General features: G+C 32.4%; 13 protein-coding genes. 6 read left to right on the top strand and 7 right to left on the bottom strand.

Annotated features, from left to right (window positions below; translation table 11 throughout):
* The first annotated feature begins 98 nt into the window (after positions 1–98).
* A complete protein-coding gene (locus V6251_RS10785; protein ID WP_341588229.1) occupies positions 99–3,005 on the top strand; it encodes a PEP/pyruvate-binding domain-containing protein in 2,907 nt (968 codons plus the stop codon).
* Positions 3,006–4,265 (top strand): serine hydrolase, encoded by a 1,260-nt coding sequence (locus V6251_RS10780; RefSeq protein WP_341588228.1) that lies wholly within the window; start codon positions 3,006–3,008, stop codon positions 4,263–4,265.
* Here the strand turns inward: V6251_RS10780 and V6251_RS10775 are convergent.
* Positions 4,255–7,098 (bottom strand): Npt1/Npt2 family nucleotide transporter, encoded by a 2,844-nt coding sequence (locus V6251_RS10775; RefSeq protein WP_341588227.1) that lies wholly within the window; start codon positions 7,096–7,098, stop codon positions 4,255–4,257. The genes V6251_RS10780 and V6251_RS10775 overlap by 11 nt on opposite strands.
* Before the next feature lie 98 nt (positions 7,099–7,196).
* On the bottom strand, positions 7,197–8,096 hold the full coding sequence (locus tag V6251_RS10770) for a serine hydrolase (protein WP_341588226.1): 900 nt from the start codon (positions 8,094–8,096) through the stop codon (positions 7,197–7,199).
* A 277-nt stretch (positions 8,097–8,373) separates the two neighbouring features.
* Between V6251_RS10770 and V6251_RS10765 the strand changes: the two genes are divergently transcribed.
* From V6251_RS10765 to V6251_RS10755, 3 genes are all read left to right on the top strand, one after another.
* Positions 8,374–9,984 (top strand): helix-turn-helix transcriptional regulator, encoded by a 1,611-nt coding sequence (locus V6251_RS10765; RefSeq protein WP_341588225.1) that lies wholly within the window; start codon positions 8,374–8,376, stop codon positions 9,982–9,984.
* Between the two features lie 124 nt (positions 9,985–10,108).
* The gene (locus V6251_RS10760; protein ID WP_341588224.1) at positions 10,109–13,162 is read left to right on the top strand and encodes a T9SS type A sorting domain-containing protein; all 3,054 of its coding nucleotides are present in this window, start codon (positions 10,109–10,111) and stop codon (positions 13,160–13,162) included.
* A gap of 156 nt (positions 13,163–13,318) precedes the next feature.
* Positions 13,319–15,892, top strand: a complete 2,574-nt coding sequence (locus V6251_RS10755) for a T9SS type A sorting domain-containing protein (protein ID WP_341588223.1) — start codon at positions 13,319–13,321, stop codon at positions 15,890–15,892.
* Positions 15,893–15,983: 91 nt separating this feature from the next.
* Here V6251_RS10755 and V6251_RS10750 read toward each other — a convergent pair whose 3' ends face one another.
* The 3 genes from V6251_RS10750 to V6251_RS10740 are packed head-to-tail and all read right to left on the bottom strand — an operon-like array spanning position 15,984 to position 19,506.
* Entirely contained in the window at positions 15,984–17,525 is a 1,542-nt protein-coding gene (locus V6251_RS10750) for an acyl-CoA carboxylase subunit beta (RefSeq protein WP_341588222.1), read from the bottom strand.
* Between the two features lie 51 nt (positions 17,526–17,576).
* Complete coding sequence (gene accC, locus V6251_RS10745; protein WP_341588221.1) at positions 17,577–19,019, bottom strand: acetyl-CoA carboxylase biotin carboxylase subunit; 1,443 nt, start codon at positions 19,017–19,019, stop codon at positions 17,577–17,579.
* A gap of 1 nt (position 19,020) precedes the next feature.
* Positions 19,021–19,506 (bottom strand): acetyl-CoA carboxylase biotin carboxyl carrier protein subunit, encoded by a 486-nt coding sequence (locus V6251_RS10740; protein ID WP_341588220.1) that lies wholly within the window; start codon positions 19,504–19,506, stop codon positions 19,021–19,023.
* 141 nt (positions 19,507–19,647) lie between these two features.
* On the opposite strand from V6251_RS10740, the gene V6251_RS10735 reads away from it, so the two are divergent.
* A complete protein-coding gene (locus V6251_RS10735; RefSeq protein WP_341588219.1) occupies positions 19,648–21,123 on the top strand; it encodes a T9SS type A sorting domain-containing protein in 1,476 nt (491 codons plus the stop codon).
* Here the strand turns inward: V6251_RS10735 and V6251_RS10730 are convergent.
* Together V6251_RS10730 and V6251_RS10725 are read right to left on the bottom strand one after the other, a co-directional pair.
* Positions 21,113–21,805, bottom strand: a complete 693-nt coding sequence (locus tag V6251_RS10730) for a PrsW family intramembrane metalloprotease (protein WP_090838637.1) — start codon at positions 21,803–21,805, stop codon at positions 21,113–21,115. The two genes, V6251_RS10735 and V6251_RS10730, sit on opposite strands and share 11 nt — an antisense overlap.
* A gap of 9 nt (positions 21,806–21,814) precedes the next feature.
* On the bottom strand, positions 21,815–22,366 hold the full coding sequence (locus V6251_RS10725; protein ID WP_341588218.1) for an NUDIX hydrolase: 552 nt from the start codon (positions 22,364–22,366) through the stop codon (positions 21,815–21,817).
* Positions 22,367–22,429: the final 63 nt, after the last annotated feature.

The following is a 22,429-nucleotide window of genomic DNA, read 5'->3' as shown; positions in this document are numbered from 1 at the left end:
TATTTATCAAACTTTTATAACAACTTTGCAAAACAATTTTATATGCAATAAATAATTATATTAGTATGTTGTATCTTGTAACAAACCTTTGATTTTCAATGAGAAATAATCTAATAATCAGCCTGATTTTTTTAATGGTTTCTAACCAAATATCAGCACAACAAATTGCTTCGGATGTCATACAGGAGCAAATTGCTAAATACAAAAATGATTTACGAGGTCCTTACAAAGATATTCGTTGGTTTTGTACAGATGGTAGCGTTAGGCAACCCAAAGACCCTTGTCCAGATAATATTGGTCCAGGAAATCAACATGCTAGATATAAGGGTGACGTCGAAAAATTAGCAGTAAGTAATCATATATTTTTAGGTCAAATTTTGGCCTATACAAAAACTGAAGCATTTTGGGATGCACCAGCTAGCCATTCTAGATTAAAACAATACCAATTAGATAAATATTTAAGAGGAGTTGATGATGGTTGGATTAACAGAAAAAGTCAGTTTTATAGAGGTGCCATTCAGTCGGAGGACGAAGAAGCTTGGGGAATTGATTTTTACAAATGGCTTTTGGCAAAGGACGATGTTATACAACAAAATTACTTTTTAGTAAGACAATCCTTAAAGGATATTCCGCATAATGGAGACGATAATTTAGCGCAATTAATGCGAAGCCAATCCAAAGTACTATCTGATGCTTATTTACCATTTATGGATTTGCGTGTTAAAATCCATGCACAACCAGAATTTAATGATATCGAAAAAGTAAAAACTTTTAAGGCTAAACACCTAACAAAATTATCTGTTAATCAAATCAAGTTGATTGACGAGCTAATAATTACTATGACTACCTTCTTTAAACCAATAGATTTAACTGCTGTATTGCAAAAAGCAACATTGATAAAAGACACAACTTTTGGAAAGGCATTTAAGGATTATGTATCTGAACAGCATGAAACAAGTAAAACTTCGGATTTAATCCAAAATACAGCAGAGGTATTAGCGCTATTAAAAAAGGCTGTCATGGATGAAAAACGTCCATTAGCACGTTTACAATTATTAGATATATCATTAAAATTAGAAGAAGTAATTTTTAAAAATGCACCACTTTGGGAACCAAAAACGGTAGAACAGTTAGTAGATAAAATTTGTTACCTAGGTATGGCTACAGCTGCTGCTGGTTATATCGAACAGCATGAGTGGGAAGCTCTAACACTTACACTATCTGCAAATACAACAAATGATACTACTTTAGGTGACTTAACCTCTGTTTTGCAAAATGGTAGAAGTTTGGTTGAATGGAGTTCTGGAATGGTTAAAGCCACTTATCAAGAAACCGTTAATACCTATACTACTTTTGAGCCTCTAGCTTATGGTTTTATTGATGATAAAATTAGAGGGTCTATTGCTTTACATTTAGGTAAAGCAGTAGGAGAATTAGGCGACTTTATAGCCAACGAGTCTGCATTGACTAACAAAGTGCTTAGTATTCCAAATCAAAGTACGATACGAGGTTTAAATCCTGGTTATGCGTTTGGAGAGTTAGTGGTCGTAGCAGGATCTCCTGATGATATTGAGGTATCTTCAAATAAAATATATATTTTCCAGCGTCCACCAGCAGATTTAAAGCCTATTGCAGGTATAGCAACGGTATCTGAAGGTAATATGGTGTCTCATGTACAACTATTAGCACGTAATTTAGGGATACCAAATGCAGCTTTATCAGATCAAAATTTAGCGGACTTAATGACTTATAGTGGTCAAAAAGTATTTTATGCTGTGTCAAATAAAGGCAATGTGATTATCAAAACAGAACAAGACATGTCTGAGGAAGAACGCGCTTTATTTGTTAAAAAAGAACGTCGTAACGAAAAAATAGAAGTCCCTGTTGAAACCATTATTTTAAACCAGAATAATGTTTTAAATCTCCGAAGTGTCGATGCGAGTAATTCTGGTAAGATTTGTGGTCCAAAAGCAGCCAATTTAGGACAACTTAAAAAAATGTTTCCGGAACAAGTTGTGGAAGGTTTAGTAATTCCGTTTGGGATATTTAGAGATCATATGAATCAAGAAATGCCTGACCAAAACAAAACTTATTGGCAATTTTTAGAAGCAATGTTTAATGAAGCAATTGCAATGGAAACAAATGGTATTGCAGAAGAAGAAATTGAGCATTACCAATTAAGACAATTAGAAACATTACGTGCTGCTATTAAAAAAATGCCTTTAAAAACAGAATTTATAGCGCAAATGGAAACTGATTTTAAAACAGTTTTAGGACAAGATTTAGGTGCTATTCCTGTGTTTTTAAGAAGTGACACCAATATGGAAGATTTAAAAGAATTTACAGGAGCAGGATTAAACCTAACACTGTTTAATGTTGTTGATAAATCCAAAATATTAGAGGGTATCAAAGATGTTTGGGCATCACCTTATACTGAGCGTAGTTTTAAATGGAGACAAAAATATTTATTAAATCCAGAAAATGTATTTCCATCAATTTTAGTAATTCCTAGTGTGGATGTTGATTATTCTGGAGTGCTAATAACAAAAGGATTAACGTCTGGAAATGATCAAGATTTAACGATAGCTTTTAGTAGAGGAGCAGGTGGAGCTGTAGATGGTCAATCCTCTGAAACGTATTTATTAAAAGATACTGGAGGTTATCAATTTTTAGCACCTTCGCGTGAGCGTTATTATAATAGTTTACCAATTACAGGTGGTACGCTTAAACAATCTGCAACCTTTGAGCAGCCTATTTTAAACGCTCAAAATATTGCAGATATAAAGCAATTAGCTAAAACCATTAGAGAAACCATGCCAAATGCTACAGATACCGAGTATGAAGGTGCTTATGATGTCGAGTTAGGTTTTAAGGATAACAAACTATGGTTGTTTCAAATTAGACCTTTTGTAGAAAATAAAAAGGCATTAAGTTCTACGTATTTACAATCCATAACACCAATAGTAAACACTAATAAAGCGATAGCGCTTTCAAAAAAAATATAAATGAAAAAAGTATTAATTGTTCTAGTTTTAGTGCTAATCTGTTCTGCTTTTACAACAGTAACTTTATATCCAATTGATGGTTATGAGTACACTGGAATCAAACGTTTAAAGCGTTTAGAATTGATTAAAAGTGGTGAAATAGTGGAGAAACAAACCTTACCTGAAGGTGCGTTTAAATCCTATTTGGATATCAAATTAAATTTAAAAGAAAAAGCAGCAGACAGTTTACATTGTTTTTTTAAAGAGAATGAAGCTTTTCAGAAAGACATTAATAATCTGTTTAGAGGATTAGATAAAAGTTACTCGTTAACTGTAATGGATATTACAGATTTAAACGATATTAAATATGCGCATCGTAATGAAACTTCTGGTTATCAGCCTGGAAGCGTTGGTAAGCTAGCTGTATTATTAGGGTTATTTGATCAATTATCTAAAATTTATCCAGATAATTTTGAAAAACGCATTGCATTATTAAAAACTAAAGTAGTTAAAGCAGGAGTTTGGGGATTAACAGATGAGCATACTATACCTATTTATAACATTGAAACCAAAAAATTAGTAAAACGTCAGGTTATAGCTAGTGACGAGTTTTCTTTATTTGAGTGGGCTGACCATATGTTATCTGTTAGTAATAATGGAGCAGCAAGTATTGTTTGGCGCGAAGTGTTATTGATGCAAGCTTTTGGCGAAAAATATCCTGAATTAACTGAAGCAGATGCCTTAACTTATTTTAAAACTACAGAGAAAAAAGTGTTAACAGATCTTGGTAACGATGTAGTAAATTTACCGTTACGCAACTTAGGTATTACAGCAGACGAATGGCGTTTAGGAAGCTTTTTTACAAGAGGAGCAAATACTTATGTAGGTGATAAAGGCGGAAGTATTGGAACGCCTTTTGGTGTCATGAAATTTTTAGTGCAATTAGAACAAGGTAATGTAATTGATGAGCAGTCAAGTTTAGAAATGAAACGTTTAATGTACATGACAGACAGACGTATTAGATATGCACAAGCTCCTGCTTTAAAGGAAGCTGCAGTCTATTTTAAATCCGGAAGTTTATATAAATGTGATAGAAGCAATGGACAAGCTTGTGGTAAGTATATGGGTAATGTTCAAAACTTTATGAACTCTGTTGCAATTGTAGAGCATCCTGATAAAACAACTTATATGGTTGTATTAATGACTAATGTATTGCGTAAAAACTCGGCAACGGACCACATGACTTTAGCTGCAAATATTGATAAACTAATTAGGAAGTAATACCTAAAAGTGTTTCGGTTTTTGCTCTAATTTTTTTGTTTGTTTCATTAATTAACACCAATTCTAAAAGTGGTTTAAAGCTGGTGTTATTTGATTTTTCTATGAGATATAAAACAGCAAATTTTAGTTTCACATCTTTTCGTTTTAAAAGCTCATTATAACATTCAATTTCACTAAAAACCTTAAGATTTAATTTTTTTAATTTCTCTTCAGAGTTGAAATCTAGTAACACAGATTCGGCAACTGGAATTAATTCTTTTTTAAGTTGACTATTTAGGATATTATCTAAAAACTCGATAGCATGAATACGTTGTTCTTCTTTACCATGCATAATGGTGTTAAGTATTGGGTCAACATCATTGGGTGGATATTTGATTCCTAAAAATCTAAAAATACGCTGTAATTGTCTGTCAAGACGTTGTTCTAGTAAATGGATTAGTCCGTTTCTTGCTTCGTTTTCATCTTTAGACTCTATGGTTACCGATTTCATTTTATATTGTAACACAATTTGAGTGTGTATAACAGCTAATGTATTTTGATATAATTGACATTCGTCTAAAATTTTATCCACTATAAAGCGATCTTTAATTTTTAGATGTGGATACTTCCATTTTAATCGTTTTAAGGCTTCTATAGCTTCAATTTTAACTGTATGTTCTGTATCACCAGTTAGCAACATTAATGTGTTAATGGCTTTTTGAGATTTAAACTTTTCGATAACCAAAATTACATAGGCAGCATCTTCAAAATCAATAGTTTCTTTAATCACTTTTTGGTAAAGTACATCAATAACAGGATCATTATAAAAATATAAGGCATCCACTGCAACTTGTCTGGTGTCTTTTATTGATAAATGCGAAATAATAGGCGCAATAAACTCTGGGTCTAAGGTTCTAGAAGCACTAATTATAGCGGTTTTTAAAACGTCTAAATCTTTGGATAGTAGTTGTGTTTTAAGGACGTTGTAATACATGGTTATTTTTGCATTACCTATACTTTCTAACACAGATTTAATGGTGTTATTTTTTAAATCGGTATCCTTAAGTTCTAAATATTTATTTAATGCAGCTTCTATTTTCTGTTCTAAGTTAAAACGATTTTGCAGTAATTGGTTGTTTCTTAACTCCAAGGATAAGCCTACTAAAGCTGCGTTAGCAATGGTGTTGTCTGTACTATTTATGTGGTTTTCAAATAAAACGATTGTATTTTGCTTATAATTTTTTAAAAGATATCTAAAGGCAGACGTTGTAACTTGCTGGTTATCGTCGTAAATCATAGCTTCAATTTGCGTTGATAAATTTTCTGTTTTTAAAAAGTATAAATTATCAATTGCTAAAGCTTTTATTTTAGGTGATTTATGATTTAGTAATGTTTTAATGGCATAAAAAAAACGTTCGTCCTTAACCTCTAAGGTTTTTTCAAGCATGTTAAGTATTTGATTTTCTTTTCCAGTATTTAAAACACGTAATACAGAACCAATAATGGAGCTGACTTTAAGTTCCTCTTTATGTACTTTACTTTTTTTGACTTCAGAATTATCTAAAAGTTGTTTAAATGCGATGACATATTGCTGTCTTAAAAAATAGATTAAAACCAACCATATAATAATTAAGACGATAATTATAATACTTATTGATGTAGATGAAATATCTAAACCGTTAATAAAAAATATTAGAATAAAACCTGCAATTCCGGTAGCAATACTATCCACTACAACATCTGTAAAAGTTTTGGTTTTCTTTTTAATATCCATTGGGATAGGTATGGACAACAACTCTGTAGATGCTTTGTTTACGGACTGTTTTAAACTGCCATCAATAACTTTTATAAATACTATAACCCATAACTCTGGTATAAAAAGAAGTAAAATAGAGCCAATTAAAATACCAGCAGGCAACCATAAAAGGGATTTGCCAACGCCAAAAGTACCAACAATACGCTTGGTTAAAAATAATTGTATTAATAATGAAATTACACTTAATGTAGAAAACCAAAAACCAAAAAATGAGGTTAACTCGTCTTCTGTAGCTATAAATCTAGAGGCATAATCACTGTATTGATAATCAATTAGTTTAGCTATTAAAACACTCATCCCAATGACTAATGCTATTAAGCTTAATAATTTGGATTGTCTAATAAGTTTAAAAGGGGATTTAGAATTAGTCTCATTTTTTATGGATAACTGAAACTCGTTTAGACTTTTAACCTCATGTTTCCAAATATATCTAGATAAAGGCACACATATTGTTACTAGTAAAGCAGCTATAAATAGTAAGTCTTCAGTATACAATAGCGCGGTTAGTAAGGAGGTAAGGTATCCACCAAATATACCACCAGCAATTGCTCCTGCACCAATAAATCCAAAAACACGTTTGGCTTCTCTAACATTATAAACCACATTAGCAAGTAACCAAAATTGTGAAGCAGTAAGCAGCCCATAAATGGCTACCCAAACATACGGAACGTATAAAAAGTTGCCAGAAATAACATTAAATTTTAATAATACACCAAATGCAATTAAGGATATTATAGAAGCAATTAGCGTTTTATCTATAATAATATTTAATGTGTATTTTTCTAAAGCTTTGGTGTAAAAAAACGAACCAACTATAGCCATTAAGGCAGTAAGTACGTAACCTAAAGGTAACGCGCTAGAGGTAAGCTCTGATAAAAAAAGCGAATTAATTGTAGGTTTTACAACCAACAAAGTTGTAATTAAAATAAAAATATTGAGTTGGAGTAGAAGCGTTTTATTTAACTCTTCTTCTTTAATATCAAATGCTTTTAAAATAAAAGTTTTAAGCTTCTTGTTAAAAGGAAGTGTGATTTTCAAAGTCGTATTTATAGGTCAAAAGTTATTATCAAATAACACTATAAAGGTATTGTTTTTATGTTTTATAACAGAAATTATGGTCTGAATTTAATAGCTAACTATTGTGTTCTTAAAACTTTTTCAATTGGTTTTATCAAATCTCTAATAATTTGTTCTCCAGCAGAATCTTCTATTAATGCTACCAAAATGTAACGTCTGTTACTGTCTTTTCCCCAAACTAAAACAGAGTCGGAATGGTAATTTTTCCAAGATCCAGATTTTCTAAATATTCTAGCATCAGGAGCAATTTTGTCCAAAGTATTTACAAATTTATGGTGTAACTCAGGGTTTTCCATAATATCTAACATTTGTTTAGAACGTTTTCTGTTAACTAATTTACCATTAGCTAACAAGTAATAATATCTACAAACTTGTGTAACAGTTGCAGCATGACTAAGGTTTTTTAAAGGCTCTCTGTTAGTGTTTCCGCCACCACCATAGCGTTTTCCAACCCAAAGACCACCACCAAAATTTTCGTCGTAAAACTTATATTTTGGACTTCTCATAACCGCTTCAATCTTATCATAACCTAAACGGTCTATCATTCTGGTTGTTGCTTGATTATTGGATTTGCTAATCATTAGACGCATATCCTTTTTTATGTCTTTGGTTTCAATTAATTCTTTTTTATCAATAGCATCCATTGCAGCAAGTAAAACAGCAATTTTTGGTAAACTTGCAGCGTACATCATGTGGTTGCCATTAAGTCGTGCAAATTTTACATTATTAGTGTCTCTTAAGTCTACTAAACCAATTGCCATTTTTTTCTGATTAATTAACGTTTTCCATAATGGATTTGCGTTAATTTCTTTTTCTAATGTTTTTTGAAGATTGTTATCTACCAAAGAGGTTAATAAAGCAATTCTGCCATCACTGGTAGGTAAAGGCAACTCGCCTTGAGCAAAACTATTGGTTACAAAAGCAGTAACTAATACAAGAAAAAAAAGTTTTGTTTTCATCTTAAATAATACGGTAGATATAATTTAGCAAATGTATATAAATAACTAGTAGTTAAAGTGTTAAATTTTAAAATAGTCTATTTTTAAATTTGTCAGCATTTGCGATACTTTTCTCATTATTGGTAATAGTTTTTAGTTAATTTATTAAAATTGCATCTGAAATTTAATCTTAAATCTACTTTTATTTTTAATGTTTGCAGTAAAGTAAATATTACATTTTATAAGAGTTTTAATTTACCTAAATTTGTCTTAAACCCTATAACTAAGTTAGATTTTAATGATTTTTAAGCAGTTCAAGATTAAATTTGTTTTTACTTTATTTATAACGCTTATTTTACATAGTGGATTAGCAGTTAGCCAGACTAATAACAAGCTAAATTATTATAGTTTAATTGACTCTGCAGACCTGTATATTGACAATAATCCCAAAGTTTCAGAACAATTTTTAAATAGTATTCCTGATCCAATAACATCTAATATTAAAGATCGCTTAGCGCATTATTACCAACTAAAAGGACTTATAAATGATGCTAATGATGAGCCTATTAAGCAGTTTCAAAACTTTTATTTAGCATTAAAATATGCTAAACTAGAGCAAGACTACGACATAGCAGGAATGGTGTCTTTAGAGCTTTTTTTTAACACTTATATAATTAAAAAGGATTCAACAGCATTTAAATATTTGGAGGATGCTAAACAGTTTTACACCAAAACTAATAACACAAATGGATTAGCAGAAGTGAGTCAAATGTATGCTTTTGTGGAGTATGATAAAACAAATTATGCTAAAAGTAATGCTTTGATATTATCAAATTTAGAGACTTACAAAAACATTAAGGAAGACCAATACTATTACATGTATGCTTTGTTTATGTTGTCTTCTAACTATGCGCATTTAAATAAGTTAAATACTGCTCATTATTATTTTAAATTACTTAAAAGTTTAAAAAATGATAAAACCATTTCACCTTCATTGCACAAATCCCATGTAGTGACAATTAATAATTGTTTTGGAGAAGTTTTTTTAGAGCAAAAAGCAATAGACTCTGTTGGTTTTTATTTAGAAGCTTCTAAAGACTTACGTCATTTTATGAATAGTTCTGATGTTAAACAATATTTTAATTTGTATGCAGATTATTATGAACAATTAGGTAAAGTTGAAGCTAAAAATAACTATCTAGATTCGCTGCGTATTTTTAATGAACAACAATTGCAAAAAGTAACCAACGCAAGTTTAGATATAAATAAAGCCTTGGTAAATACAGACGAAGCGTTGTTAGTGGTTACTGAAAAAAGAAATACTAACAGAGTTTGGATTGCAATACTTATTAGTGCTATTGTCATTTTTGGTTCTGTAATCGCATTACGTTACAAGAAAATTAAATTGAAGATTGTCGAGTTTACTAAGCGAAAAGATGAATACCAGTTTATGCAAACTAACCATGAAAAATTAAAAGTAAAGGTTAGAGGATTGGAGGATTATATTACAGAGCTTAAAAAAGAATTAAGGACAATCTCTTCCATTGACAATTCTACAGAACAAAAAGAAAAAACAAAAGCATTATATAAAAACATACACCATCAATCATCTACGTTTTTAGCTAAAGAAGAAAATTATTTAGAGCTAATTAATGATGTCAATATTGAGTTTTTTACTCAAATAAAAACCATGCATCCAAACTTAAATGATTCCGAAATCATTATTTGTTATTATCTGTTTTTAGGTTTCAAAAATAAAGAAATTGCTGCGTTTTTAAATACTTCAACACGTGCTGTAGAGAGTAAACGTTATCGTATATCAAAAAAAATTGAGGATTTAGATAATACACTTACGCTAATAGATTACTTGAATGATACGTTTAAGGATTCTAAAATAAGTACGCTTTAATTTAGTAAAACTCTCATTTACATATTTTTTAATATGTGCGTAGTCAATGCGTAGTTTATAATTTTATTAATGCAAATAGCCTTTAGTTATTTGTAGAGATATAAATTATAACTCTAAATTAACAATGAAAAAAATCTACTTAGTATTATTACTATTATCAACTGGACCATTGTTTTCGCAATCCAATGATTATAGTGAAATGATTAATAAAGGGACTTACACAGTCCAAGAAATTCAAGCAGCAGCTGAAGCCCATTTTGAAAATAAAGATAAAGGAAGAGGCACTGGTTACAAACAATATAAACGTTGGGAATATCAAGCTTTAAGATCCATTAAACAAAATGGAGTTTTAAGATCTAATAAATTTTATTATAATGAATTAGAGCGTTATAATAACTATATCAATCAAAAAGCAATTAACAGTAGAAGTGTATCTTCAGACAACGGTAACTGGGAGCAATTAGGACCATATTCATGGAATGCCACTTCTGGTTGGAATCCTGGGACAGGCAGAATTACTTCTATAGCTTTTGAAACAGGTAATCAAAACCATATTATTGTAGGTGCAGAAACAGGAGGTGTATGGAAAACATTAGATGGTGGAATCAACTGGTCACCGTTATGTGATAATTTTTCTAACATGAAGGTTTATGCGTTAGCTATGCATCCCACAGACCCTTCAACTTATTTTTGGGGATCAGATAACGGAACAATATTTAAATCTACAGATGCTGGAGCAACTTGGAATTTTGTAGCTGGCACAATAGGTGCTGGAGAAGTTAACAGAATTTTGATAGATCCAAATACACCTTCAAAAATGTACTGTAGTGTTGAGCATGGTGGGCTTTTTAAGTCTACTAATTCTGGTAGTTCTTGGTCATTAATTCATCCAGAAGCAGATTATAGAGGTTATGATTTCGAGTTTAAACCATTTGATTCTAATACAATTTATGCTTCTGGTACTTCTGTTTTTAAATCTACGGATGGTGGTACTACCTTCAATAAAATTGAAACACCAACAGGAATCCCTAATTTTGACACAGAATATGTTAATGGCTCTATTGATTGGACTTCTGCAGCTGTTGGTTTTCAGCATTTTGGAGTGACTTCTATAACACCTAAAACAGGAAATGGTCTGGGATTATTTGTTAGAGGAACCAATGGAGCGTCTGGTAATATTACTAAGTTAGTTATTCCAGCTTTAAATCTAGATTCTGCAACTAATCCAGTTGTAAAATTTTCATATACACAGCCTGATTATTTTGGGGATGTTGATGTTTTAAAAGTGTATTATAAAACCGCTTTATCAGGTTCATGGGTAGAACTAGCTAGTTATACGACTGCTCAAGAGTCATGGTCAGATATTACTTTAAATTTACCTAATCCTTCATCTGATTATTATATTGCTTTTGAAGGAGCTGTTACTAACGCTGGTGGTGGAGGTGTCACATTAGATGATGTGACTGTCGAAACTTCTAATTTAGGTGTGTTATTTAGTGATGGTTTTGAGTCTTCAACACCTAACGTGTTTAATTCAGGAGCTAAAATGTTAGCTGTTTCAGAAGCGGATCCATCTGTAGTTTATTTGGTGGAAGCAAGTGGTGTTTCTGGAGCGCATTTTAATGGGTTATATAAATCTACAGATAGTGGAAACAATTTTATAACATTAGAGCACTCTGGTAAAAATTATTTTGGATATAATGTAGTTGCTACAGACCCAAGTGATGCAACAAGTGGGCAAGCACCAAGAGATATGGATATTGCAGTAAGTCCTACTAATGTTAACGAAGTGCATATTGCAGGTATTAATACTTGGCGTTCTTTGGATGGTGGTGTTACTTTTAATCCAACAACAAACTGGAATATTTCTGATACGGAATCAAATAATTTAGGTTATTCTCATGCTGATGTAGATTTATTAACTTTCGTTGGAAGTACATTGTATACAACAACTGATGGAGGTGTTTTTAAAGCTACAAACAGCGCAGGACCAATAAGTACAAGCTATTTTACAGATATAACAGCAGGATTAGGGATTAGACAGTTTTACGCTTTTGGTATTAGCCAAACTAATCCAGTAGTAGTTACAGGTGGTGCTCAAGATAATGGAAGCGCTACATTAACTTCAACAGGTGTTTGGAGAGATTGGATTGGTGGAGATGGTATGGACGGTTTTGTAGATAAAACAAATAGCCAAATTATTTACGGTACAGCTCAACAAGGTAGTTTAAATAAATCTATTGATGGTGGTCAAACCTTGGCTGGTATCACTATTCCTGATAATAAAACAGGAAATTGGGTTACACCTTTTGAGCAAGATCCAGTTGCTGTAAATGTTATTTATGCTGGTTACGATCAAGTTTATAAGTCTTTAGATGGTGGGTTAAATTGGACTGCAATATCGCAAGTATTTAGTTCTAAATTAAATCATCTTAAAATAGCTCAATCTGATCCAAATACAATGTATGCATCATACCAAAATAAATTATATAAAACAATAACAGGTTCAGGAACTTGGACAGAATTATCTAGCTATTCTGGTGATAATATAAATTCTGTTGCTATTCACCCAACTAATGCCAATAAGGTTGCAATTGCAACTATAGGTACAGAAAAAGTATATGTTACAAATGATGGTGGTACAACATGGACGTCTTATAAATTTGATTTACCGGATTTTAGTGCTTTAGCTTTAGTTTGGGATAATAATGGTAATGATGGATTGTATTTAGGTATGGATTATGGTGTGTATTACATTGATAATACTACTAATAATTCATGGCAACCATTTATCAATAATTTGCCTAATGTAAAAATTAGCGAGTTAGAAATTAATTATTCAGATAATAAATTATACACTGCTACCTATGGTCGTGGAGTTTGGCGTACACCTCGTTACGATGTTACGACTTTAGGAATAACGGATAATTTAACCAAAAAATCTGGTATTAAAATGTATCCAAATCCAGCATCACAAACTTTTAATTTAGTATCTAATTCAGATGAATCAGTAGATGTTAGAGTATTTAATGCCTTAGGAAAATTAATGTTCTTTAAAAAGAATATTAACTTAATCGAAGATTATAAAATTGATATTTCGCAGTATCAAACGGGATTTTATTTTGTTAGAATCAATAATGAAAACGGAATATTTACATATAAGTTGATAGTTAAATAATAGCAATAATTAACTATGTTAGGAATCCTCAAGAGCAGCTGCTTTTGGGGATTTTTTTATTTAAAACAAAAGTGCGTAGTCAATGCGTAGTCTTTGTTTACAATGTTTTCAAGATGTTAATAGATATTTGTGACGTTCAAATAACAACATAAAAACATGAAAAAAACAATTACTTTTTTATTCTTGGTCTTCACGATTGTATCCTATGCTCAATCTATAGACTACAAAAAGACACCTTATATAAAAGGTAGTAATTATTACCAGATCATAAAACAAGTTAGAGAGGATTTGGGAGCATTCAATAAAAATGCATCTAAAACCGAAATTAAAAAGCATAAGCAATTTGAACGTTGGGCTTATTTTTGGAAAGATAGAGTAGATCTAAACGGAAACTTTCCTAATGCCTTTTCAGGTTATTATAATGCTGGTATTATTGATGCGAATGGTAAATTTAAAGACAATATAAGTTTAGCAAGTCAGACTAGTAGAATTTCAAATACAGGACAAACATGGACAAATATTGGACCACAAGAAGTACCAGATGCTAACGGTTATCCTAATCAACCACAATTAGGACGATTGACTAACTTTTTAAGGTACACACATGCTACTGATCCAAGTCAAAATGTATTGTTTGTAAGTGCTCCAGTTGGAGGTGTATGGAAATCTACAGATAACGGAACCTCTTGGACACCTAAATTAGATCATTTAGCAGGTATTGGTGTTACAGATATTAAAAGTAGTAGTGCAGATATTAATAATCCAGGCACTATTTATATCTCTACTGGAGATTTTGATGCTGGACATATCAAATCAATAGGTGTGTATAAGTCAACTGATTTTGGAGAAACCTATCAGCCTACAAATTTGACTTTCAATTTAAATCAACAAGAGTCAACTTCTAATTTAATTGTTCTTGATGCTAATACAGTCATAGTTGGAACTAACAAACATATCAAAAAAACAACAGATGGAGGTATCACTTGGACCAATGTATATACTCATAATTATGACGATGCTGTAATAGGTAAGTTTCATAGAAATGGTAATAATATTATCTGTTCGGATAGTTGGGGTGGATTGTTTTTCTCTTCAAATAATGGAAGTACATGGAGTGTTTTAGTGTCAGAAGGCACAAGTAGTCAGCGTCATGCTATTACATCAGATCAATCAGGTGTGTTTTATGTACAAAATGATAATGGACAGGTGTCTACTTATAATACTACTTTAGCATCACCAGTTTTAACGACTATTGGTGTGCCAGCAGTAGGATATAATACACAAGGTTCTTATAACCAATGTTTAACTGTAAAAGATGGATTGATTATTAGTGGAGTAGTGGATGGAATAAATTCTGATGACTCAGGTAATACATGGTATGTAACTTTAAACAATTCTTGGTCAGATAACACTTCTGCTGGTTCTTATGGACATGCAGATATACATGAAATGGGACCTTTAGATGATGGCTATTCTTTTTGGAATGTAAACGATGGAGGATTAAATTTTGTTACTTATAGCACTATTGCAGATGAAAAACCTACGGTAGAATATAAGTCAAACGGAGTAATAGTAACGCAGCTATATTCAGTAGCAATAACACCACAAACCACAACAGATAACATGATTATGGGAAACCAAGATAATGATGGATACAGTTTAGAGTTAGTTGGAGGTGTACCAACATGGGTAACAGCAGGAGCAGGAGATGGTACTTGTACAGCAGTAGATTATACAAATCCTCAAATTAGATATTTAGGGTCGCAAAATGGTGGATTAACAAGAGCAGATAATGGCTTTTTAGGTGATGTTTGGGGAACAAGTTTAACAACACCAACAGCAGGAGCACCTTTTGTTTGGACGCTAAAAATGCACTCCACAAATTCTTCAATATTATATGGTGGTTTTGCAGATGTTTATAAATCGGCTAATAAAGGAGACACATGGACTAACTTAAACTCTGGAGCAGGAGCTATAGAGTATATCGAAACTTTTGGAAATAATTTAATAGTTATTGGAGAAACTACGGTTAGAAAATCAAGTAATGATGGAAGTACATGGACCACAGTTAATCAACCTGAAGCTGGTGCTAAAATGAATTCTGTTTCATTAAACCAAAATAACACTAATATTTTATATGCAACAGTAAATGGTTATGTAGACGGATCAAAGGTTTTTAAATCTATGGATGGCGGATCGACTTGGACTAATATTTCAGCAGGATTACCAAATATTGTTGCAAAACAAGTGGTTTTAAAACAAAATCAAGGTCAAGAGATTTTGTTTTTAGGTACAGAAATAGGCGTGTATTATAAAACAGGAACTGAAGATTGGACTAAGCTAGGTCAAGGATTGCCAAATGTGGTTATTAATGATTTAGAAATTAACTACACGCAGGACAAATTGGTAGTTGGAACATATGGAAGAGGACTTTGGGAAATTAGTATTTTAAATGAAACATTAGGTGTAGAAGAAGTTCAATTATCAAGTGAAACAGCACCTTTAGTGTATCCAAACCCAGTGAATGCAGGTCTTTTGAATATTAAATTAAACACTGCTAATAGTAATTATGAGTACCAAATGTACAATGTCATTGGAGGTTTAGTCAAAAAAGGAAGCTTAACAGCAGGATTAAATACTTTAGATGTTAGCACGATAGCGTCAGGGATTTATGTTGTAAGAATGACAGATGGAATCACAGTATCTGCTCAAAAAGTGATTATTGAATAGAGTATAGCTAGTAATCTCTAATTTTTTAGGGAAACTAAAAAGAGCCTCAATTGAGGCTCTTTTTTTATGCTTTCTTTATGTATTATTTTTTCTATAAAGGAATATTACCATGTTTTCTATTTGGTAAAACTTCTTCCTTATGTTCTAACATTTTAAACGCTTTTATTAATTTACGTCTAGTGTTTTCAGGAAGAATAACTTCATCTATAAAACCACGTTCTGCAGCTTTATAAGGATTAGCAAACAGCTCAGCATATTCGGCTTCTTTTTCTAAAAGTTTTTCTTCAGGATTATCTGCTGCTTTTATTTCTTTTCTAAAAATAATTTCACTTGCACCTTTTGCTCCCATAACAGCAATCTCAGCACTTGGCCAAGCGTAATTTAAGTCCGCTCCAATGTGTTTAGAGTTCATAACGTCGTAAGCACCACCATAAGCTTTTCTTGTAATTACAGTTACTTTAGGCACTGTAGCTTCGCTTAAAGCATATAATAGTTTTGCTCCATGCACTATAATTCCGTTCCATTCTTGATCTGTTCCTGGTAAAAATCCTGGTACATCTACTAACACTAATAACGGAATATTAAAGGCATCACAAAATCGTGTAAATCTTGCTGCTTTACGCGAACTATTTACATCTAAAACTCCAGCTAAAAATAAGGGTTGGTTGGCTACAATACCAACGCTTTTACCACCAATTCTTGCAAATCCAACAATAATGTTTTCAGCATAATCTTTATGGATTTCAAAAAAGCTATCTACATCAATTATGCCTTTTATAACATTATGCATGTCATATGGCTTGTTGGCATTTAAAGGAATGATTGTTTTAAGTTCGTCTCTAATTTCATCACCTAACTTAAATGGTAAATCTTTTGGTTTTTCTAAGTTGCTTTGTGGTAAATAGCTAAGTAAACGTTTAACATCTTCTAGACATTCTATATCGTTAGACGATGTGACGTGGGCTACACCAGATTTAGTCGAGTGTGTACTTGCTCCACCAAGTTCTTCGCTGGTAACTTCCTCGTTAGTTACTGTTTTAACCACGTTTGGACCTGTAACAAACATATAACTTGTATCCTCTACCATCATAGTAAAATCCGTCATTGCAGGACTGTAAACAGCTCCTCCAGCACATGGACCCATAATAGCAGATAGTTGTGGGATAACACCAGATGCTTTTACATTTCTATGAAAAATATCTGCATATCCACCTAAGGATCTAACACCTTCTTGGATACGTGCACCACCAGAATCATTAAGACCAATAAAAGGCGCACCAACTTTAAGTGCTAAGTCCATTATTTTACAAATTTTTTCGGCATGTGTTTCAGACAAAGCACCTCCAAATACTGTAAAATCTTGTGCAAAAACATACACTAATCTTCCGTTTATTGTTCCGTAACCTGTAATAACACCATCACCATAAAATTTTTGGTTTTGCATTCCAAAATCAACCGTTCTATGTGTTACTAATGCACCAATTTCTTCAAAAGAACCTTCGTCCATTAAATAGGTAACACGTTCTCTTGCGGTTAATTTTTTCTTTTGGTGTTGTTTATCTATTCTATCTTGACCACCACCTAATTTGGATAGCTCAAGTTTTTCGTTTAGGGTTTTTATTTTAGATTCCATATCTCTATTTTAATCACGTATGGTCGTAAACGCTATACGTTATGTAATTATCTAATTAGTTGGTAGTCTTAATTGCTTTTGATCCTCTAGATACTGTTTTACAGCAAAAAGAGCAGCTAATTTAGCTTCGTGTTCTGCATCTTGTTTTAAAGCTTCAGGAGAATAGTACTTTTTTACAAAATGGGTGTCAAAGTTTCCTGATTTAAACGCCTCATGATTAAAAACAAACGTCCCGAAAGGCAGCGTGGTTGCGATACCTTTAACATCGTAATCTGCAATAGCTTGACGCATTAGTTGCATGGCTTCTTCACGTGTTTTACCGTAAGTAATTAGCTTGGCTAACATTGGATCGTAGTAAATAGGAATATCCATACCTTGTTCAAAACCATTATCCACTCTTATCCCTTTTCCTTCTGGAAGTTTATAAACGTCTAAATGTCCAACACTAGGTAGAAAATCGTTTAAAGGATCTTCAGCATAAATACGTAATTCTAAAGCGTGACCATTAATTTTTAAATCAGATTGTTTTATGTCTAAAGCTTCGCCACTAGCCACTTTTATTTGTAATTCTACTAAGTCAACACCAGCGATAATTTCTGATACAGGATGCTCTACTTGTAGTCTGGTATTCATTTCAAGGAAATAGAAATTCTTGTTTTCATCTAATAAAAACTCGACAGTTCCAGCGCCAACATAATCACATGCTTTTGCTACTTTAATTGCAGCTTGTCCCATTTCTTCTCTTAACTCTGGCGTTAAAACAACACTTGGCGCTTCTTCGACTACTTTTTGATGGCGACGTTGTATACTACATTCACGCTCAAAAAGATGAATGACATTACCATGTGTATCTGCCATAACTTGTATTTCGATATGACGAGGCGATCCAACGTATTTTTCAATAAAAACAGAACCATCACCAAAAGCATTAACGGCTTCACTAATAGCACGATTCATTTGAGATTCAAATTCGTCTTCGTTTTCCACAACACGCATTCCTTTTCCACCACCTCCAGCAGAGGCTTTTATTAAAATAGGAAAGCCAATAGTCTTAGCTATTTTTTTAGCTTCAGGAATATCTGTAATAGCTTGGTCTGTTCCTGGTACCATTGGTATATCATAACCTTTAACAGCATCTTTAGCTGCAAGTTTACTACCCATGACTCTGATCGCATGCGATTTTGGTCCAATAAAGGTGATGTTGTTTTTTTCGCAAAGCTCTGCAAAATCTGCATTTTCACTCAAAAAACCATAACCAGGATGTATACCGTCAACATTTAAGCTTTTGGCTACTTCTATAATTTTATCGCCTAACAAATACGATTGATTAGAAGGTGCTTCTCCAATTAAAACAGCTTCGTCAGCAAATTTTACGTGAGGCGCATTACGATCTGCAGTAGAGTAGACTGCTACGGTTTTAATTCCCATTTTCTGGGCTGTACTCATAACTCTTATTGCGATTTCGCCACGATTGGCGACTAGTATTTTTTTCATGTTATTCAAATTCAATTAACAATTCACCTTTATCTACAGTACTTCCTTTTGTTCCTGTTACAGACTTTATAACACCATCTCTAGGCGATACAATACTGTTTTCCATTTTCATAGCTTCCAGGATAAGTAAAGGTGTATTTACAGAGACTTCATCACCAGGCTTAACCATAATATCCAAGATTAATCCTGGCATTGGTGCTTTTATGTTATCAATTTTTTTGGAAGCACCAACTTCAAATCCCATTGCTTTTATTAAAGCATCCAATTGGTCTTCTATTTGGACTGTATATAGGTTGTTGTTAACTTTTACGGTGTACGCTTTTTTTAGAAAATCACTTTCCGTGATTTCGACTTTAAAAGGTTTGTTGTTGTCTAAAAGATGAAATGTATTCTGTTTAACTTCAACAGAATCAATGCTTTTTATAACATCTGAGTCTATCTCAAATTGATTAAGACCATTTGTTTTTACATTAAATTTTTGGCTCATTTTGTCTAAAATTATGAGCAATAAAGATAAGTAACTATATCGTTTTAGTAAAACAGAAATCCAATATATTATTCTTTAATAGTTAACAATTACATCTATTAGGTTTATTTTTACGTAATTAAGTTATATACACCATAGATTATGAAAATAAAATTACTTCTTTTATTATGCTTATTATTTCAGGTTAGTTACGCTCAAGACTTGTCCTTAGGATATAGTGCAAACGACTTAGCACAGCATCCAATGCAAGATTTAGCTAAACCAGGTTATTTGCAATCTGCAGCAGACCCGTCTTTTCCCGCAACCCAAATACGACGTATTACTAATGCAGGAACAGGTAATTCTATTAAGCCTATGTATAGCACAATACAAGCTTGGAATGCAGATGAAAGTTTAATGATAGTTTATGGCGGAGGAAATCACCAATTATTAAATGGTCAAGATTATACGTTTATAAGAAACCTAACAGATGTCAATCCAGATGATATCGAGACTATTTTTTGGTCGTTTTCAAACCCAGATATATTCTTTTATATGGATGGCGCTACGGATGATTTGATTAGTTACAATGTGCAAACCCAAGTAAAAACGGTATTGGTTAATATTAGAACAATTAGTGGTTGTATTGCTAGTAATGGCTTAACTGGAGGTAATGACGTCCAAATGATGTCATGGGATGATGATGTATTTGCTTTTAGATGCGGAAATACTGCTGCATATTATTACAGAATCTCTACAGGAACACTAACACAATTTAATTTATCAGACGTTGCTTATACAGCACCAATGCCTTTTCCTAGTGGTAATTTGTTTTTTCATAGAGGAGATGTTTATGATGCTAATGGTGATTTTGTGAGAAGTTTAAATATAGCAGGCGTACAGCATTCTTGCTTAGGAAAACTAAGTAATGGAGACGATGCTTATTACAACGTTAATTTTGAAGAAGGTGTAAATGGTGGTTGTCAAGGGACTTTAGTGGCGCACAATGCGACAACAGGAGACTGTTTTGCTGTTACAACTTATAGTGATTATGCATATCCAAAATCAGGAACACATATATCGTCTTTAGCGCATAAAAATACTGGAGATGGTTGGGTTGCAGTTTCTTGTTTAGGTTTTCAGCGTGATGGTGTACAGATTTTAGATCAAGAATTATTTATCGCGAAAGTCAATGAGTTTGATGCCGATGTTTATAGAGTAGCACATCATAGAAGTGATCCTGATGAGTTTGGTTATTTTGCAGAGCCACATGTGACTATCAGTCCAACAGGGACCAGATTATTATTTGGTAGTGATTGGAGTGGAACAGAAGACGGAGACTCTGTAGATAGTTATGTAGCTGAACTAAATAGTTATACGCTATCAACAGCACAGGTTGTAAACACTACTAAATCGATAGTTTTATTTCCAAATCCAGTTAATAATACGCTACAATTACAGTCTGCTTTAAATAGAACCATACAATTTTCTATTACTGATATTACAGGAAAGCAAGTTTATGATGCTAGCTTTTATAACAATGCATCAATAGATGTTAGTGCTTTAGCTAATGGTTTGTATTTTGTTACTTTTAATAATGAAAGTACTTTGGGTGTGATAAAATTTGTTAAGAAATAGAATTTAAATCGTCTTTAAAAACAGAACTATTTTGATGGTATCTAATGGCTCTTCTAGATAAGAAAATTCCAATTGCTAGAGATACAAAAGCACCAACCCAAATACCAGGTACAAAGTCTATAAATAAGAAAAAGTCATAGGCTCCATGAAATAAAACAGCAAAAAATAAGCCTAATAAATTTAAGTATAATTTGTTAGGTGCAAATTTTGCTTTACCCATAAAGTATCCCATTAAAATTCCAAATGTAGCGTGGGCAGGTACTGCGGTAAATGCTCGGGCAATTGCTGTTGCTGGCCCACTTTGCATGACGTACATGATGTTTTCGGTTGCTGCAAACCCCATAGATACCATAACAGCATAAACAATACCGTCAAAGGGCTCATTAAACTCTTTATGGCGTTGTGCAAAAAGTAATACGATTAAAAATTTACTTAATTCTTCAGAAAAACCAACCACGAAAAAGGCTTGTTTAAATTGTTCCCAAATGCTTAGTTTATTCTCTAAAGGGACTAATATATTAAAGACAGAGTAGAGTAGTGTGGTAATAATAATACTAACAATAGCACCCAATAAAAACGAAATTATTAATAAACGTTTAGGTTCTTTCTCGTACTTATCTTTTAGATAAATGTAAAATATGATAATAACAATTGGCGCTAAAGCCATCAATAGTAGTTGCATAGGTTTAAATTATAATATTTTTTCAGAAATTTGGTTTAGCACGAGTACATAATAATCTTTATTGCTTGCAACAAAATGACCATTTGCTTTACTATTTTCTAGAAGCGATTTAAACTGAGAAATAGTGACTAGCTTAAGTGCTTCAACTTCTTCTAACTGCGGTTTTAGTGTAGATATTGACACTGTTAATGGGGTTATATATGTATGATGAAACTCGTAATCTTTTATTCCGTTAGGGTAATTTTGAAAGCACTCAAAAACACCAATTTTTTGTAAATCAGTAGGTTTTATTTGTAATCCAATTTCTTCCTTAATTTCTCTAATGGCGCCATTCTCAATAGATTCTCCTGCATCAATATGTCCAGCTACAGAAACGTCCCAAAGTAAGGGATAGATTGCTTTTGAAGCTGCACGTTGCGCTAATAGTATTTGACCTTGGTTAGTATAAAACCAAATGTGTGCTGTATTGTGGTAAAGTCCGTTGTTATGAATCTCACTTTTTAAAGCAGATTGGCCTGTGGGTTTACCATTTTTGGTGACTATATCTATTAACTCATCCATACTTTATACGATTAAAAAAGCCTCTTTTAATAAAAGAGGCTTAATTATTAGTTGCTTATTAGC

The sequence above is a fragment of the Olleya sp. Ti.3.14 genome (genome assembly GCF_038154885.1).
In the GTDB taxonomy this organism is placed as follows: domain Bacteria; phylum Bacteroidota; class Bacteroidia; order Flavobacteriales; family Flavobacteriaceae; genus Olleya.
This window is presented reverse-complemented; position numbering and strand designations above follow the sequence as displayed.